At 65.3% G+C, this 17,609-nt stretch carries 14 protein-coding genes; 10 read left to right on the top strand and 4 right to left on the bottom strand.

The features are described from left to right. Nucleotides 1-25 precede the first annotated feature (25 nt). The 3 genes from ACA027_RS06890 to ACA027_RS06900 form a co-directional block, all read right to left on the bottom strand. The gene (locus ACA027_RS06890; protein ID WP_370681660.1) at nucleotides 26-1,870 is read right to left on the bottom strand and encodes a DUF885 family protein; all 1,845 of its coding nucleotides are present in this window, start codon (nucleotides 1,868-1,870) and stop codon (nucleotides 26-28) included. A 237-nt stretch (nucleotides 1,871-2,107) separates the two neighbouring features. Next, on the bottom strand, nucleotides 2,108-3,106 hold the full coding sequence (locus tag ACA027_RS06895; protein ID WP_370681661.1) for a Bug family tripartite tricarboxylate transporter substrate binding protein: 999 nt from the start codon (nucleotides 3,104-3,106) through the stop codon (nucleotides 2,108-2,110). Nucleotides 3,107-3,220: 114 nt separating this feature from the next. Beyond that, on the bottom strand, nucleotides 3,221-4,399 hold the full coding sequence (locus ACA027_RS06900) for a muconate cycloisomerase family protein (RefSeq protein ID WP_370681662.1): 1,179 nt from the start codon (nucleotides 4,397-4,399) through the stop codon (nucleotides 3,221-3,223). 144 nt (nucleotides 4,400-4,543) lie between these two features. Here ACA027_RS06900 and ACA027_RS06905 point away from each other — a divergent pair, with 144 nt between their 5' ends. From ACA027_RS06905 to kefC, 9 genes are all read left to right on the top strand, one after another. Continuing rightward, nucleotides 4,544-5,440, top strand: coding sequence for a LysR substrate-binding domain-containing protein (locus tag ACA027_RS06905; protein ID WP_370681663.1), 897 nt, complete (start codon nucleotides 4,544-4,546; stop codon nucleotides 5,438-5,440). 260 nt (nucleotides 5,441-5,700) lie between these two features. Continuing rightward, entirely contained in the window at nucleotides 5,701-7,923 is a 2,223-nt protein-coding gene (locus ACA027_RS06910) for a TonB-dependent hemoglobin/transferrin/lactoferrin family receptor (RefSeq protein ID WP_370681664.1), read from the top strand. Between the two features lie 70 nt (nucleotides 7,924-7,993). Next, on the top strand, nucleotides 7,994-8,452 hold the full coding sequence (locus ACA027_RS06915) for a hypothetical protein (RefSeq protein ID WP_370681665.1): 459 nt from the start codon (nucleotides 7,994-7,996) through the stop codon (nucleotides 8,450-8,452). Next, entirely contained in the window at nucleotides 8,449-9,540 is a 1,092-nt protein-coding gene (locus ACA027_RS06920; RefSeq protein ID WP_370681666.1) for a hemin-degrading factor, read from the top strand. Before ACA027_RS06915 ends, ACA027_RS06920 begins: the two co-directional genes overlap by 4 nt. Before the next feature lie 91 nt (nucleotides 9,541-9,631). Continuing rightward, nucleotides 9,632-10,540 carry a hemin ABC transporter substrate-binding protein gene (locus ACA027_RS06925; protein ID WP_370681667.1) on the top strand — a complete coding sequence of 303 codons (909 nt, stop codon included), beginning with the start codon at nucleotides 9,632-9,634 and terminating at the stop codon, nucleotides 10,538-10,540. Then, complete coding sequence (locus tag ACA027_RS06930; RefSeq protein ID WP_370681669.1) at nucleotides 10,537-11,628, top strand: FecCD family ABC transporter permease; 1,092 nt, start codon at nucleotides 10,537-10,539, stop codon at nucleotides 11,626-11,628. The genes ACA027_RS06925 and ACA027_RS06930 overlap by 4 nt, the downstream gene beginning before the upstream one ends. Continuing rightward, nucleotides 11,625-12,530 (top strand): heme ABC transporter ATP-binding protein, encoded by a 906-nt coding sequence (locus tag ACA027_RS06935; protein WP_370681670.1) that lies wholly within the window; start codon nucleotides 11,625-11,627, stop codon nucleotides 12,528-12,530. Before ACA027_RS06930 ends, ACA027_RS06935 begins: the two co-directional genes overlap by 4 nt. A gap of 155 nt (nucleotides 12,531-12,685) precedes the next feature. Then, nucleotides 12,686-13,006, top strand: a complete 321-nt coding sequence (locus ACA027_RS06940) for a hypothetical protein (protein ID WP_370681671.1) — start codon at nucleotides 12,686-12,688, stop codon at nucleotides 13,004-13,006. A 189-nt stretch (nucleotides 13,007-13,195) separates the two neighbouring features. Beyond that, the gene (gene kefC / locus ACA027_RS06945) at nucleotides 13,196-15,046 is read left to right on the top strand and encodes a glutathione-regulated potassium-efflux system protein KefC (RefSeq protein WP_370681672.1); all 1,851 of its coding nucleotides are present in this window, start codon (nucleotides 13,196-13,198) and stop codon (nucleotides 15,044-15,046) included. A 990-nt stretch (nucleotides 15,047-16,036) separates the two neighbouring features. Here kefC and ACA027_RS06950 read toward each other — a convergent pair. Further along, on the bottom strand, nucleotides 16,037-16,315 hold the full coding sequence (locus ACA027_RS06950) for a DUF2798 domain-containing protein (protein WP_370681673.1): 279 nt from the start codon (nucleotides 16,313-16,315) through the stop codon (nucleotides 16,037-16,039). Between the two features lie 145 nt (nucleotides 16,316-16,460). On the opposite strand from ACA027_RS06950, the gene ACA027_RS06955 reads away from it, so the two are divergent. Beyond that, nucleotides 16,461-17,528: a LysR family transcriptional regulator gene (locus ACA027_RS06955; protein WP_370681674.1), complete on the top strand. Its 1,068-nt coding sequence runs from the start codon at nucleotides 16,461-16,463 to the stop codon at nucleotides 17,526-17,528. The last annotated feature ends 81 nt before the right edge of the window (nucleotides 17,529-17,609 follow it).

Genomic DNA, 17,609 nt, shown 5'->3' on the forward strand with positions numbered 1-17,609 from the left:
CTTCGGCAGTCCTTTTCTTTTGGGCTCAAGCCTTTTTGCGTTGAGCGATATAGCGGTCGATCACACTGGGCAGCACGGTGAGCGGCACGCCGCCGCTTTGCACCAGCGCATCGTTGAAGCTGGCCAGATCGAACTCGCCGGCCAGTGCTTGTTGGGCGCGTGCACGCTGGCGCAGGATGTCGTTGTGGCCCATCTTGTAGCCGCAAGCCTGGCCCGGCATCACGGCGTAGCGGTCGACCTCGCTGGTCATGGCCTGAAGGCCACGGCCGGTGTTCTCGACCAGAAAGCGGACGGCCTGTTCACGCGTCCATCTTTTGGCATGTATGCCGGTGTCCACCACCAGGCGGCAGGCGCGAAATTGCTGGGCCTGGAGGTAGCCGATCTGGCTGAGCGGGTCGTCCACATACAGGCCAAGCTCATCGACCAACTGCTCTGCGTACAGGGCCCAGCCCTCGGTAAAGGCGTTCAAGTTGATCAGCGATGCCATCAGCGGCAGCTTGTCGTGGTGTTCGGCCAGGTAGGCGCCCTGCCAGGCGTGGCCGGGGATGCCTTCGTGCGCGGTCAACGTGGCCAGTTCCGATTTGGGCCACAGCATGGTCGACTTCAGGTTGATGTAGTAAATGGCCGGGCGCGCACCGTCCAGCGAGGCAAAGTTCATAAAGCCCAGTGGTGCCCCGGCCTCGATGTCGATGGGCACACGCTTGATCTGCAGCGGCGCCTGCAGGTTCAGGCGGGAGAGCTGTGGCATCAGCTTGCGCATGGCAGCCACGCGCGCGTTGCAGTAGGCGATCAATGCCTCGCGGCCTTGCTCATCGTTGGCGTAGAAGTTGGCGGGATTCTTGGTCAGCGCCTGCAGGCGCTCGCCCACGCTGCCTTGCGTGAAGCCTCGTTTTTTCAAGAGGGCGTCGATGCGCGACTGCAGCTGCAGGTTCTGTTCCAGGCCTATGGCATGGATTTTCTCGGGACTGTGGGTGGTCGAGGTGCCCAGGCGCAGTGCCCATTCATAGTAGGCATCGCCTTCGGGGAGATGGTGGACGCCAGCGATATCGCTGGCCTTGGTCGCCGCCTGGCCCAAGGTGGCGATCTGGCGCTCCAGCGCCGGATAGACCGAGGTCTGCACCAGTTTCAGTGCGCGTGCGTGCCAGTCTCCGGCGATGTTCTGTGTGCGCTCGGTGATCGAGGTCAGCAGTTTTTGTTGGGCTGCCGGGGTCTTGCGAAAGTCCTGCAACTGGCCCAGTGCGGTTTGGCACACAAAACTCGGTGGCGCAATGCCCTGGCGGGCCTGGTCGGCGACACGGGCTGTCTCCTGGTCCAGCATAGTGGCCATGGTGGCCAGGCGGGCCAGATAGGCCTCGGCATCGGCCGCATCGCCGATCTGGTGCTGTGCGTCGAGAAACTCCGGAATGCGTGTCAGCGCACAGTCTTGCTGGTTGACCGGGTAGGGCATGGTGATGCCCTGGAAGCCGGCAGATGCGCGGCCCAGCGAAAAACCTGCGCCCTGGGCTCCTAGTTCGATGGCATAGGCGACGGTGTCGTAACGAGTTTGGGCATGGCCGCTCAGTGTGGCGCGGGCGATGGTGCCAAGGCGGTTTGCCATGGACTGGCAGGCGCTTGCCCAGTTGGCATCACCTGTGGGAGACATGTCTTCCAGCCGCGACTTGAGTCCGGCGCGCTTGCCCTTGTCCAGGCCCAGGCTGGTGGCATTGCTCGGTGCCAGCGACAGCACTTCCTCGGCGAAATCGTCCAGCAGCAGAGCAAAGCGTTGGTCTGCTGTGGTGGAGGTTTGTGCCTGCGCCAGATCAGGAACTGCGCTGAGGGTGGTGGCAGAAATGGCTGCCAGAAGAAACTCTCGGCGGGAGTGGGGCTGCATGTCGTCCTTGCGAGGTGGATGGAACGACGCAGACATTAGTTGGCCGCGAGTTGGCGTGTCAACGACTGTTAGCCATGCTTACCGAGTCGACCTCGCTGCTGAAATGCAGGCACTTGGCGGACACATGGAAGCATTTGCCACGCTGCATAGAGGGATGACGCAAGCGCTACGCACTGGTCTGGGAGCACGCAGCAAAAAGGCCTGCAAGCAGGCCTGAAGCGAGGAGTGCGGGGCGTATCAATCCACCTTGATATTGGCCTGCTTGATCAGATGGGTCCAGCGATCGGTCTCGGTCTTCAAATGGGTGCGCAGTTGCTGGGGTGTGCTGCCCATGGCTTCGGCGCCAATGGATTCAAAGCGCTTCTTCACCTCGGGGTCCTTCATGGCTTCGTTCAGCGTCTTGCCCAGCTTTTCCACAATGGCGGCGGGTGTGCCGGCCGGCATAAAGGTGGCAAACCAGGGCGAGACCTCATAGCCCGGCACGCCGGCTTCGGCCACGGTGGGCACATCGGGCAGCGAAGGCGAGCGGGTCTTGGTGGTGATGGCCAGGGCGCGCAGCTTGCCCGACTGCAGATGCGGGCGGGCCGAGGTGATGCTGTCAAACATAAAGTCCACCTGGCCACCCAGCAGGTCGGTGATGGCGGGGCCGCTGCCGCGGTAGGGCACATGCAGCATGTTTACGCCGGTCATGGCGGTGAAGTTGGCGCCGGCCAAATGGATGGAGGTGCCGTTGCCGGCCGAGGCGTAGGTGAGCTTGCCCGGGTTGGCCTTGGCCTTGGCGATCACGTCCTTCACGTTTTTGACATCGGTCTGCTTGCTGCCGGCCACCAGGATGTTGGGCACCACGGCCAGCAGGCTGACGGGCTCGAAATCCTTGATGGGGTCATAGGACAGCTTGCCGTACAGCGCGCCATTGGTGGCCATGCCGATGGAGGTGATCATCAAGGTGTAGCCGTCGGCTGGCTGTTTGGCCACATAGTCGGCACCGATGTTGCCGCCGGCGCCGGCCTTGTTCTCGATCACAAAGGGTTGGCCCAACTTGCGGCTGGCCACATCGCCCAGGGTGCGGGCAATGGCATCCATAGCGCCCCCTGGAGGGAAGGGCACCACCCATTTGATGGGGCGGCTGGGCCAGCTATCCGCCGGGTTCTGGGCAGAGTTTTGGGCTATGGCGGGCAGGGCGCAGCCCAGCAGGGCGGCGATGGTGAGTGCCTGGGTGGCGAAACGACGTTGCATGTTTTTTGTCTCCCTGAATCGGGTGTTGTGGGTGGTGAAAGTGCTGTGCCGGCCCAGGGGAGGGCCGCAGTGTAGGGGCGTGAAAGCTGGAACGCTGGAAAGGGGGAAGGCGTGCTAGCTGGTGCGGTGCGATCCCATGTCCACCTGCAGAGGCTGTTTGCCGGCGTTGGCGCGGTCAAAGCGCTGGAGCTGGCTGAGCGATACGGTCAGGCCATAGCCCGGGCCATCGGGCAGCTGCAGCGCAAAGTCGCGGATGGGCATTTGCGTCTCCACGATGTCGTCCACCAGCAGTTGGGGGCCGAACAGCTCGCAGCCATGGTGGGCACCGGGCAGGGTGGAAAACACATGGGCCGATGCGGCGCTGCCGATGGAGGTCTCCAGCATGGTGCCGCCATACCAGCCAATGTCGGCCGCCTCGGCCACGGCCGCCACCTTGCGGGTGCGCAGCAGGCCGCCATGCTTGGCCACCTTGAGTGAGAACACCTGGGCCGCCTGCTCGCGCGCCAGCAGCATGGCGTCTTGCGGGGTGCACACGGTCTCGTCGGCCATGATGAGTGCGCCCTGCAGTGTTTGCGTGAGCTGGCGCAGCGCCGGCACATTCCACTTGGCCACGGGCTGCTCGATCAGGGTCACGCCGGCTTCTATCAGCTGGGGCAGATAGCGGCGGGCCGTGTTGCCATCCCAGGCCTGGTTCACGTCCACGGTCAGCGTGGCGCTGGCGGGTAGGCCGCGCGCAATGCGGCTGACATGGGCCACATCGTCCTGTGGGGCGCGGGCGCCTATCTTCATCTTGAAGATGCGGTGGCGGCCTTGCTCCAGGCGCAGCTGGGCTTCCTGCAGGTCACGCTCCACATCGCCGCTGGCCAGGGTCCAGGCCAGGGGCAGGCTGTCGTGTACCTTGCCACCCAGCAGCTGCCAGGCGGGAATGTCCAGCGTGCGGGCCAGGGCGTCGATCAAGGCCATTTCCACCGCCGACTTGGCAAAGGCATTGCCCTTGCAGGCCAGGTCCATGCGTGTCAGCAACTGCTCGATATGGGCGGCTTTTTGGCCCACCACGGCCGGGGCCAGGTAATGCTGGATGGCATGGGCAATGCTCTCTGGCGATTCCTCGTTCCACGATGGGCCGCCGATGGTGGCGGCCTCGCCAAAACCGGTGGCGCCGTTGCGCAGCCACAGCTGCACGATCACCGGGCTTTGGCGCTGGATGGCGCCAAAGGACAGCTTGTGGGGGCGGATGGTGGGAATGTCCAGAATGCGGGCGTCGATCCTGTCGATGGTGAAGGCTTCGTACATGCGGTCTTGTGCTGCGAAAAAGAGAGGGGCTGTTGGCTTGTAGCCAAGCTTAGGGCCGGGTTTGTCAGCGATCTATTGATTTATTTCGCTGCAAAGCTTCGATAATTTCGAACAGTCGACCCCCTGTTTTCGGAGCCATAAACCATGGAAATTCGCCAGCTGCGCTACTTTCTGGACATTGCCCAGACCGAGCACCTCACCACCTCGGCCAAGCAGCTGTATGTGACCCAGTCCACCCTGTCCCACGGGCTGCGCCAGATGGAGGAAGCCCTGGGCGTGCAGCTGTTCGACCGCGTGGGCCGGGGGCTGAAGCTGTCCCAGGCCGGCATGGTGTTCAAGGACTACGCCGCGCGGGCGCTGCAGGAGCTGGAGGCCGGGCGCATGGCCCTGGCCGACCTGGCCAGCCTGCAGGCCGGCCGCCTGACCGTGGGCGTGATCCCCACTTTTTTGCATACCGTGGTGCCGGCCGTGGTGGCCCAGTTCAATGCCCGCTATCCGCAAATCCATGTGGTGCTGCGCGAGCTGCTGGCGCCCGAGATCGAGTCCCTGCTGGTGGGGGGCGACCTGGACATGGGCATTGCCTTTCACCCGGCCGAGGCGGAGGGCATTGCCTCCGAGCCCTTGTTCGAGGAACGCATGCAGCTGGTGGTCCACCCCGAGCATCCGCTGGCCCAGGCCCACACCGTGGCGCTGCAGCAGCTCGATGGCGTGCCACTGGTGCAACTGTCGCGCCGCTTTGCCACCCGGCGCTTGCTGGAAAGCCATTGGCAGGCGGCCGGTGTGCGGCCGCTGGTGCGGGTGGAGATGGAGTCCGTGCACTCGCTGATCGAGGCCTGCCGCTGGGGCCCGCAACTGGCCAGCGTGGTGCCGGACCGCGCCGCCGCACAAAGCGGCCATGGCCTGAAGGTGATTGCCATCGAGCCGCCGCTGCTGCGCATGGCCAGCTTGCTGTGGAACGGCCGCATCTCCCGCAGCCCGGCGGCCCAGACCTTTGCGCAGATGCTGGTGGCACAGCTGGCGCTGCCGTCCTCCAGCAATTGAGGGTCAAAACAGCTTCTCGTGCAGGTCCATGGCGCATGAGAAGCTATCAAAAATGGAGTGAAGGCAGAGATTGGAGGGCGGCGTAAACCCCTGTTTCTGTTTCTTTACACGGTGTTTCTGAGTGTATTGAGAATTATTCTCATACAATTGCAAGCTCTGCCAGCCACCGGAAGGCGATTGCCACAGGCCATGCCTGTGGCCACGTACCGAAAGCCAGCGCTCACCACGCTTGTTGATCTCTGTCGAGAGAGGGTTTCGGTATGGCCATCGCTGCTGCCCAGTATTCCAGCACTTCCCGTGCGCTCCCCCTTCATCCCCTGGCGGCTGCCTGTCTGCTGCTGTGCACCTCCGTCGTGAGCAACACCGCCGGTGCCGCGGAAGGCCTGCTGCCCCAGACCACGGTGGTTGCACCGGCCCAGGCGGTCGATGTGCTGGACCCCGGCCAAACGCCTTATGCCACCGAGCAGCTGGACCGCGCCGAGATGGAGCGCCAGCAGGTGCTGGACATCCGCGATGCCACGCGTGAGATGGTGAATGTGGAAGTGCCGCGCCAGCCCGCGCGCGGCAGCGGTATTTCGGGCACCACGGGGCGCGAGGGCAATACCGGTTTTGAAATCCGTGGCCTGGGGGGCAATCGGGTGCAGACCTTGGTGGACGGCATTCCACTGCCCGAGGCCGAAAGTTTTATGGGCAGCCACAGCTTTGGCCGTGACTATGTGGACCCGCTGACCCTGTCTGCCATCGAGGTGCACAAAGGCGTGTCCCCGGTATACATGCCCGCCGGTGGCATTGCCGGAGCGGTGAATATGCGCACGCTGATGCCCTCCGAGCTGCTGCAAAACGGCAAGACCTTGGCGGGGCGCGCCTTGCTGGGCTGGCGCAGTGAGAGCCGGGGACTCACTGCCGGCGCCGTGCTGGCAGGCAAGGCATCGGAGCAGTTGCAATGGCTTTTTGCACTCAATGGCGACTGGAGCGACGAGACGGAAACCATGGGCACGGTGGGTGGCACCGGTCTGGCGCGCACCGAGGCCAATCCGCAAGACCAGCGCCGCCATTCGGCACTGGCCAAGCTGGTGTTCCAACCCCATGCCGGCCAAAGCCATGTGCTCACTGCCGAGCAGCGCAGCCAGACCACATGGGTCAACAACCTGCATGACTTTGCCAACGGCAGCACCAAAAGCCACACCGACCGCAATGGCAGCACGCGCAATCGCGTCTCGCTCAAATCGGATTTCCGCCTGGACTCTGCTGCGGTCGATCTGCTCACCGGCTACCTGGCCTGGCAGGACAGCAGCTCCACCCAGCAGCTGAATGTAGACACCACCACCCAGGGGCTGCGCCTGCGCGAGCACAGCTATGACGAGCGCATGCTGCAGGCCGGCTTGCAGGCGCGCAAGCAACTGGGCAAACATGCGCTGCATTACGGCCTGGACCTGAGCCGCATGGACAGCAAGCCCCAGAGCCTGTCCACCGACCGGGGCGTGACCACGGCCGTGCCCAAGGGCCCGGACACCCAGACCACGCGCTGGGGCGCTTTTGTGCAAGACACCGTGGAGCTGGGCCGGCTGACCCTGAAGCCCGGCCTGCGTTATGAGTCCGTGGATGTGCAGGCCGATGCCAGCAGCATCAATATGGGTGCCTCCGGCGCCACAGCCGTCTCCAAGCGCTTTGATGCCTGGTTGCCCCAGCTGGGCGCGCAGTGGCGCCTGGGAGGCGGCACGCAATTGTTTGCCAATTACGCGCGCGGCTTTCGTGCGCCTTCAGCGGGCGAGTTGAACAACTTCTTTGGCAACGTCACGCCCTACTACGGCTACTACATCCTGCCCAATCCCAACCTCAAGGCTGAAACCAGCAACAACTTCGACCTGGGGCTGCGCGGGGCCGAAGGTTCCGTGCAATGGGAGGCCAATGCCTTCTATGGCCGATACCGCAACTTCATCGAGCGCTATGCCAATGCCGGCTCCATAGGCACTTCCCCCGTCATCACGCTGCAGCAATCACGCAACCAGGCACGCGCCACCATCAAGGGCATAGAGCTCAAGGCCAAGACCGAGCTCGGGCGCTCATGGGGTGGCGCCTGGCAGCTGCGCGGCGGCTATGGCTATACCAAGGGAACGGGCGAAGACGGTCAGGGGCTGGAAAGCATCTCGCCACACCAGATCAAGCTGGGCCTGGGCCAGAAGGCCGCGCGCTGGAACTGGGAGCTGGCCGCCACGCACACGGCCACCAAAAAACAAGGCGATGTGCCCCAGAACAGCAGCGCGCTCTTTCTCACCCCCTCCTTCACCGTGCTGGACCTCACGGCACAGATGGCGCTGCGCAAAGGGCTGCGCCTCAATGTGGGCTTGTTCAATCTGACCGACCGCAAGTACTGGAACTGGGCCGATGTGCGCGGCGTGAGCGTGGCTTCCGAGCGTGCAGCCATCGATGCCTATAGCCAGCCCGGGCGCAATCTGCGTGTTTCGTTGGTGATGGACTTTTAAAACCATAGCAGACAGTGGCCGCGCATCCAGCGCTGGCAGCGTTTTCATTTCTGAGCCACAGGAGTCCCCCATGCCCCACGACGTCACACCACACCCACAGGCCGAGAGCCACCCCGCCAACCAGGACGAGGAATACCTGCTGTCCGAGCCAGAAGCCGTGCTGGCCGCCACGCTGGCGCTGATGACGGGCTTTGCCCACGGCTGCTGTCCGGCCCACAAAGGGCCCATGGCCGCCAAGGTGGCCGACCAGTTGGGCGCCCTGGTGCACAGCCTGCAGGGGCCCAAGCTGTCCTGCGATATGCAGGCCCTGCTGCTGCGTCTGCGCACGCGCTGGATGGCCTGTGCTGCCCACTACACCGCCCACTACGCCGCAGATTACGCCGAGCAGCATATGGACAGCCTGCGCCGCCAGCTGCACAGCCAGGCCGAGGCCGCCACCACTGCGGCCCTGGCGCCCAGGCCCGATCACCCCGCCGCCACCCATACCCCCGAAGTGCTTTGGCACGCCCCCCTGGAGACTTTGCAATGAACACCGCCACCATGGACCGCCAGACCCTCTCCACCTTCAGCGATGCCGCCGCCGTGCGCGCCGCCTTTGCCAGCCAGCGTGCCGCAGGCCGACGCGCCAAGGATGCGGCCCAGGCCATAGGCCTGAGCGAAGGCGCCGTGGTTCAGTCCCACACCGGTACACATGATCAGTCGCTGCAGGCCACGCCCTTGCGCGGCGGGCAGTGGCTGGCCGTTTTGCAGGCCCTGGAAGCCTGTGGCCCGGTGATGGCGCTCACCCGCAACGAAACCGTGGTGCATGAGAAAGACGGCATCTACCGCAATCTGACGCAGCAAGGCCCCATAGGCCTGTGCGTGAATCCCGACATCGACCTGCGCCTGTTCTTTATGCACTGGCATGCCGGCTATGCCGTTGTCGAGCCCGGTCGCGGCGGCAGCACCGCCCACAGCCTGCAGTTTTTTGACGCAGCCGGTGTGGCCGTGCACAAGGTCTATGCCCGCCCCGCCACCGACCTGGCGGCCTGGCAGGCCCTGGTGGCGCACTTTGCCGATGTGGGGGGCGAGCATGGTTTCAAGCCCGCTGCACCCCAGCCCGCCGTGGCGCCCGATGCCAGCATCGACGCGGCCGGCCTGCGCAGCGCCTGGGCCGCCATGCAGGACACGCACGAATTCTTCGGCCTGCTGAAAAAGTTTGGCTGCGAGCGCCAGCAAAGCTTCCGACTGACCCAGGGCGAGTTCTGCCAGCCCCTGGCCACCACGGTGGTGACCGCGCTGCTGCAGCGTGCGGCGGAGGCGGCCACGCCCATCATGGTGTTTGCCGGCAGCAAGGGCTGCATACAGATTCACTCCGGCCCTGTGCAGCGCATCGTGCCCATGGACACCCCGGGCGCCCAGTGGATCAATGTGCTGGACCCCGGCTTCAATCTGCACCTGCGCACGGATCGCGTGCGCAGCGTCTGGCTGGTGCGCAAGCCCACGGCCGATGGTGTGGTGACCTCGGTGGAGGTGTTTGACGACACGGGCGAGGTGGTGGCCATGTTCTTTGGCGTGCGCAAACCCGGCCAGCCCGAGCTGCCGCAGTGGCGCGATTTGGCTGAGAGCTTGCAATGAAGCGCCCCCAGGTTTTTCTCCCTCGCCCCTTGGGGGGAGAGGGCAGGGGTGAGGGGGCGGCCCGCACGGCGCAGCGTCATGGAATAGGGAGATGAAGAAATTGAACTTGAAACGCAGAGCCGCACTGCAGCGGCTGGTGGCGGGCACGGCCCTGGCATGGACGGGCGCGGGCTGGGGCCAGGCGGCTGCTTCCAAAAAAGAAGCTGCAGGAGCCGTGGCAGCACGCCGCATCATCAGTTTGGGCGGTGCGGTGACCGAGGCGGTCTATGCCCTGGGCGCTGAGCACATGCTGGTGGCCACGGACACCACCAGCCTTTACCCCGACGCTGCGGCGCGTACACCCAAGGTGGGTTATCTGCGCCAGCTCTCGGCCGAAGGGGTGCTGTCGCTCCGGCCCGGTGTCGTGATTGGGGCCGGTGAATCCGGCCCGGCCACGGTGCTGGATCAGCTGCGCGCTGCCGGTGTGCAAGTGGAGGTGGTGGCTGCTACCCATGACTGGGCCGAGGTGCTGGCCAAGCTGCGCATGGCCGGTCGCGCCACCGGCAGGCAGGCGGCGGCCGAGGCCCTGGCCTTGCAGCTGCAGCAGCAATGGCAGGCCACGCAGGCCGAGGTGGTACGGGCCCGCACGCAGCCCCGTGCACTGTTCATCCTGGCGCACAGCGGCACGCCCATGGTGGCTGGCACGGGCACGGCGGCCCATGCCCTGCTGCAGATGGCAGGTGCACAGAATGTGGTGCAGCAGTTCGCGGGCTACCGGCCGCTGGCGGCCGAGGCCATGGCTGCCGTAGCCCCCCAGGTGCTGGTGACCACCACCCAGGGCCTGGAAGCCATGGGCGGCGAGCAGGCCTTCTGGAAGCGGCCCGAGCTGGCCTTGACCCCGGCCCACGCCAGGCGTGCCCTAGTGGCCATGGAGGCCAACCACCTGATGGGCTTTGGCCCGCGCCTGCCTTCGGCCGTGCGCCAACTGCACACGCAATTGCTGCAACAGGTGGTGGCATGACCCAGGCCCTGACCCCGCCGGCGAGGGCCGCATGGCGCTTGCCCAGTGGGCGTTTGGCGCCGGCTGCAGCGCTGGCCGGCTTGGCGCTGCTAGCCGTGCTGACCCTGCTATGGGCCAGTGCCCAAGGTGCTTACGCCATTGCCCCGGGCCAGCTGCTGCGCATGCTGGGCCAGTGGCTGACCGGGCAGGAGGGGCAGGGCGGCCAGGCCACGCAGGCGCTGGTGTTTTTGCATATCCGCCTGCCACGGCTGATGCTGGGTGTGGCGGCGGGCGCAGGGCTGGGTCTGGCCGGCGCGCTGATGCAGGGACTGTTTCGCAACCCGCTGGCCGATCCGGGGCTGATTGGTGTCAGCAGCGGTGCGGCACTGGCGGCGGCCTTCACCATCGTGCTGGGCCAGACCTGGTTGCCGGGCATGAAGCTGGGCCTGGGCAGCTGGGTGCTGGCGCTGGCGGCCTTTGGAGGCGGCATGGGGGTGACCGTGATGATCTATCTGCTGGCCCAGACCCAGGGCGGCACCCGTGTGGGCTTGATGCTGCTGGCCGGTATTGCCATCAATGCACTGGCCGCCGCCGGCCTGGGTTATCTGAGCTATGTGTCCAGCGACGAGCAGTTGCGCAATCTGCAGCTGTGGCTGATGGGCAGCCTGGGCCAGTCGCACTGGCCTTCGGTGCTGTTGGTGGGCGCTGTGGTGCTGCTGTGTGCGCTGGCGGCGCGGCGCCTGGCCCGGCCGCTGAATGCGCTGGCCCTGGGCGAGGCCCAGGCCCAGTTGCTGGGCGTGCCGGTGGAGCGCAGCAAACGCCTGATCGTGGTGGTCACGGCCCTGGCCGTGGGCGCCGTGACCTCGGCCACCGGCATCATCGGTTTCATCGGCCTGGTGGCCCCCCATGGTGTGCGCCTGATTGCGGGGCCTGACCACCGTGTGGTGCTGCCGGGCTCGGCCCTGCTGGGCGCGGCCCTGGTGGTCGGGGCCGACGCCCTGGCGCGTACCGTGGTGCAGCCGGCCGAAATGCCCCTGGGCGTGCTGACGGCCTTTGTTGGTGTGCCCCTGTTTTTGTGGATGCTGCGGCAGTTCAGGAGTGGGCTGTGAATGCTTTGACCGAGGAAGAGGCCGCCATGCTGCAAGGCCTGGAACCAGCCCGGGGTGCGCACGGCGGCCTGCATTGCCAGGGCCTGCAGATTGCGGCGCAGCGGCGTGGGCCGCTGCTGGCCCAGGTGGATGCCAGGCTGCGCCCGGGGCGGGTGACGGCGATTCTGGGCCCCAACGGAGCGGGCAAATCCACTCTGCTGGCCGCGCTGTGCGGCCAGCAGCCGGCGCGCCAAGGTCTGCTGCTGTGGGATGGCCAGCCGCTGGCACGGCAGCCGTCCACCCAGCGCGCCCGCCGCATGGCGGTAATGCACCAGGACACGCAGCTGGCCTTTGCCTTCACCGTGCAGGACGTGGTGGATATGGGGCGCTACCCGCACCGCCAGGCCCCGGCGCCGGATGAGGCTGCCATCGTGCAGCACTGCCTGCAGGCCACGGGCGTGGCGGCCCTGGCCCAGCGCGAGATGGCTTCTTTGTCCGGCGGTGAACGTGCCCGGGTGCAGCTGGCGCGGGCGTTGGCGCAAATCCATGGGGTAGCCGGCCCTGAAGGCGATGTGGGCGGCAGCCGCTGGCTGCTGCTGGACGAGCCCACGGCCGCGCTAGACCTGCAGCACCAGCACCAGGCCATGGCCCTGGTGCGTGCGCGGAGCCGCCAGGACGGCCTGGGCGTGGTGGTGGTGTTGCATGACCTGAACCTGGCGCTGCGCTATGCCGACGATGTGCTGCTGCTGCCCGGCCAGGGTGCCGCCGCGCAATGGGGAGCTGTGCAGCAGGTGCTGACCCTGGCCACCATTGCCCGCGTGTGGCGCATGCAGGGCGAGTTTTCGGCCGCCAGCGACGGCACACCGCAATTCATTGCCGGTGCCTGCTGTAGCCCGCAGCGACAGTCGGATGGCACTGTTTGAAGCTGGGGGCGCCGCTGCCGCAGAGGCGGTGTGCACCCAGGTTTTTGAGGCTTGTGCAGCGCCTTGGCCCAGGGGGAGAGCCAATCAGAGGAGAATCCTTGTCAGCGAGCTTCATACCGAACTCGACCACTACAGGCGCGCAAGCGCAGCACAACATGGAAACCTTCTCCTCCGACCAAAAGGCCAAACTGCCTTACACCCTGCTGCTGGACCCCGAAACCGGCCGCGCAGCGGCCTACAACAGCACCAACCACCTCATCACCGACCAGGCCAGCAAGAAGCTGATTGAGTTTGCGCTGGCCAACGTCAAGCAAGATCTGGCTTTCGACGTGGAAGGGCATGCAGCAACCCCGCACCGCCGCCCGCCTCCAGCCTGGGCCACACCCGAGGTGCAGGCACGCATGCGCCTGATCTGGATCCAGCGCCCCGCTGGCGACGCCCCTGCGCAAGAGTGGCTGGCCATTCCCGCCCGGTAAAAAACCAGGGCAGCTTGCCCGGGGCGATGCTGGCAGGCGTTGGCTGAGAGGGAGCACTGGGCCAGCCTTTGCCCCATAAGCAGTTGGTGCTCCTGATTTGGATGCGGCCATGAGACGACCGTCTGCAGCCCGCCGGGTTGCGCCAAAAAGCCCTCAAAATGTGCAGCTGCCCGCGACTTTTGAGCCCCTATGGAACACCAAGCCCCCATCTGGCTGAGCTACGGCTTTGTCTACCTCAGCGCTGCGGTGCTGGCCGTACCCCTTGCACGGGCCCTGGGCCTGGGCGCCATCATTGGCTACCTGGGGGCTGGCATTGCCATGGGGCCCTGGGGCCTGGGCCTGGTCAGCAATGTGGACGACATCCTGCACTTTGCCGAATTTGGCGTGGTGCTGATGCTGTTCGTCATCGGCCTGGAGCTGCAACCCCAACGGCTGTGGGAGATGCGCAGGCCGATTCTGGGCTGGGGCATGGCGCAGATGCTGGTTTGCACGGGCATTTTGTTTGCGGCCGGCTGGGCCCTGGGCTTTTCCTGGCGCACCAGCCTGATTGCGGCCCTGGGTCTGGCGCTGTCGTCCACAGCCATCAGCCTGCAGGTGTTGGGCGAGCGTAATCTGATGCGCACGCCCAGCGGCCAGGCCAGTTTTTCGATACTGCTGTTCCAGGACGTGGCGGCCATTCCCATCCTGGCCTTGATTCCGATTCTGGGTGCGGCCAAGGCCGCCGAGGCTGCGCAGGGCGAGCATCTGCTGTGGCTGCAAATTGCCAAGACCGTGGGCACGCTGGCCCTGGTGGGCCTGGGCGGACGCTGGCTGTTGCGCCCATTGCTGCGCTGGATTGCGCGCAGCCGCACCACAGAGATTTTTACCGCCGCCTCGCTGCTGCTGGTGATCGGCATGGCCATGCTGATGGTGCAACTGGGCCTGTCCATGGCCCTGGGCGCCTTTTTGGCCGGCGTGCTGCTGGCCGACAGCGAATACCGCAGCGAGCTGGAAACCAATATCGAGCCCTTCAAGGGCTTGCTGCTGGGCCTGTTCTTCATGGCCGTGGGCATGAGCATCGACTTCGGCGTGCTGCTGCTGGCCCCCTGGACCATGGCCGCTCTGGTGCTGGGCTTTCTGGCGCTCAAGGCCGCCGTGCTGTGGCTGCTGGCGCGCCGCATGCAACTGCCCTGGCGTGAGCGTCCGGTGTTCACGCTGCTGCTGGCGCAGGGCGGGGAATTTGCCTTTGTGGTGTTCCAGAACGCGGCCCAGTACCAGGTGTTCGAGCGCAGCGTCTCGTCCATGCTCGTGGCGGCTGTGGCTCTGTCCATGCTGCTGGGCCCTTTGCTGCTGGTGCTGCTGGACAAGCTGCTGCTGGGGCGGAGCGTCTGCGAGATCGAAGAGCCCCAGGCCGAGGAGATTGCCGAGCCCCAGGATGCGCAAATCATCATTGCCGGCTTTGGTCGCTATGGACAGATCGTGGCCCGCGTGCTGCTGGCCCAGGGCATTCCCTCCACCATCCTGGACCACAGCGTGGAAATGCTGGAGGTGGCCCACACCTTTGGCTACCGGGTGTTCTTTGGCGATGCCACACGCATGGACCTGCTGCGCATTGCCGGCGCCGAAAAGGCGAAAATTTTGGTGATTGCCGTGGACTCGGCCGAGCAGTCCATCAAGATCGCCACGCTGGCGCGCAAGCATTTCCCCCAGCTGCAGATCGTGGCCCGGGCGCGCGATATGAACCATTGGTACCAGCTGCGCGATCTGGGTGTGCAGCATGCGGAGCGCGAGGTCTTCGAGTCCAGTCTGCTGTCGGCACGCAGCGTGCTGGAACTGGCGGGCCAAAGCCTCGAGCAGGCCGAACGCATGACAGAGCGCTTTCGTGCCCACAACCTGGAGCTGGCCGAGCGCATGTACCCCCACCATAAAGACCGCGCCCAGCTGATTGCCGTGGCCAAGCAGGGGCGTGAGCAACTGGTGGAGCAAATGGCCAGGGAGCGGCAGGAGGCAGAAGAAGCCGAGGCCGCAGAAAAGTCGCAGCAGGCCGCCAAGCCGGACTGAGTGGGTTGAGTTGCTACCCCATGTCTGGCTCTGGCCTACCGGCGCAGCGTGGAAGGGGTGCAGACCGGGCGGGTATACCGTGTGCATGGCTGAGCTCCTACCCACACGCTTGATTTTTTGAGAGCGTGCTGTGCAGGCCTGCACATGGTTTGAAAGCTATTTGTCCTGATTAGCCACATACCTCAGATGAAGCGTCACGACGAATTGTGCTGCTGTTTGCACATGACATTCCGAGACCGGGACTCGCCCCGGCAGGCGACTTCATTTTCTTGAACGCTCAAGAAAACGAAGCAAAAGAAACCGCCCCTGCTGCCCATGTCCCTGCGCTTCGCTGCGGGCAAGTTCGGTGCTCCATCCCAGGGCGGCGCCGCAGAACTCGCTGCGCGGCATAGCCGCTTCACTCAAACAACCGCGGCGAGTCAGTTCACGAAGCAGCTGTGTCCTGCGGCACAGCTGCCCGCCCCGGGCTCTGCGCGCCGAGCCATGGGCAAAAGGGGGAAGGCGGGAGCCGAATACCTGTCCTGCGTGGACTGCGCTGTAGGCGAACCTTATCTCTAAACCCTCAATGCCCGGGGCTTCGTCACACTGCTGGCGCTGCGGTTGTCCCCATACACGCCTGCGGCGCACAGCACACAGGGCCGCATGGCTGCCGAAGGACAGTCATGCTTCGTCAACTGACTTGCCGCGGCTGTTCGAGCGGAGCGCTGAAAGCGCAAAGCGAGTTCCGCGGCAGGCCCGGTGTGTTGGGTGACGCAGGTTGCCCTGGCGCGACAGCGCTGGGGACGGGGATAGCAGGGGCGTGTTCTTTGGCTCCTTTCTTGCACGAGCAAGAAAGGAGCTCGCCCGCCGGGGCGAACTCCCGGCTTCGGAACATCACTTCACAACAGTGCCTGAGACAAGTATCTAATCAGGCTATTTGTCCGTGAAAACCAAGAGCATCCTACGCAGGATGCTCTCTTTTTATCTAGGTGCTACCAGCCATGCAGGCCATCAGATATCCACGGTGGCCGCCACCAAGCGTGTGACCAGGGGGCGCACCAGCATCACGCAGGCAAAGGCAATGGGCATGGCGAACACATAGGCGCCCAGCACGCGCAGCAGATAGCCGTTGCTGAAGCCGCTGTTGATGCCGACGATGGCCGCACACATCAGCAGGGCCATGATGGCCGACATATAGAAGGCAAACACCACGGGGGCGTAGGGGCGGGGCAGTTTGCGGCGGGTGCGTGCCGCAGCGGGCTGGGAAGAGGGGGTGGATGTACGTGTCATGGTGTGTGTTGCTTGTTGTGCCGGGCGGGGCGCTACGGTCGAATGGGCAGACTGTACGCAGCAGCTGCTCGCAGCGGTAGCGCAGCGCAGCTTGCTAGACTCGTAAGTTAAATTTACGAATTGATCGCTCCATCAGTTATTGGATATGCCGAATCTGCGCGCCATCGAAACCTTTGTCAAAGCCCTGGAGGGAGGCTCCATCGCCTCGGCAGCGCGCCAGCTGGGCATCACGCCGGCGGCGGCCAGCCAGAACATCGCGCGGCTGGAGCGCGAGCTGGGCACACGCTTGATCACCCGCACCACGCGCTCCATGGCACTGACCGAGGCCGGCGAGCGCTATCTGGCGCGGGTGGCGCCGGTGCTGGGTGAGCTGGAAAAAGCCCAGTCCGATCTGTCGCAGCTGCATGGCGAGCTGCAGGGCCGGCTGCGCATTGCCTGTATGGCCGCTTTTGGCCGCCATGTACTGGCGCCGTTGCTGCCGGCCTTTGCCGCGCGCCATCCCAAGCTGTCGCTGGAACTGCTGAATGTGGACCGGCAGGTGGATGTGCTCAAGGAGGATGTGGACATCAGCGTGCGCTACCGCGATGTGCTGGAGCCGGGCATGGCCGTGCGCCCCCTGGTGGAGGTGCCGCGCAGGTTGTATGCCGCTCCGGCCTATCTGCAGGCCCATGGCTGGCCGCGCACGGCCGAGGACTTGCTGCAGCACCGCTGCCTGCTGTACCGGCGCGAGATGGATGGGCGCATCATGCGCTGGCCGTTTTACAGCGAAGGCCGGCGTGTGGAGCCGCAACTGTGCATTGCCGCCATTGCCAACGACATCGACGCGCTGGTGGAGATGGCGGTGGCCGGGGGCGGCCTGATCTGGGCCGGCTTCTTTCTGGTGCACGAGCAGGTGCGCCAGGGGCGCCTGGTGCATTTGCCCATGCCTCCCATGCCGCCGGTGCAGGCCTATGGCGCGGGCCAGGCCCTGCAGTTCGTGGAAGAGACGCTGGACTTTTTTGCCTGCTTTCGCGACCGGCAATATGTGCCGGCCAAGGTGAGGGCGCTGGTGGACTATCTGCTCGAAGTGCTGCCCCTGCAGCCAAAGCTGCAGATCCCGTTGGCAGCGCTTGGAAAGCAAGACAGCCTCACGGCAAACCGGGAGGCTGTCGCTGGCGAGCGCGTGGTCCGCCGGGCTCAGAGCGTGTTCACGATCTCTACGCAGGCGCGTTGAAGCGCAATCGGGATGAGTTCGAAGTGATGAGGCGCAGCTTGCACCCGTGTGCAAGCTGTGCTTCAGCGCTAGAAAATAGCC

Source organism: Comamonas sp. GB3 AK4-5 (assembly GCF_041320665.1).
GTDB lineage: Bacteria > Pseudomonadota > Gammaproteobacteria > Burkholderiales > Burkholderiaceae_C > Comamonas.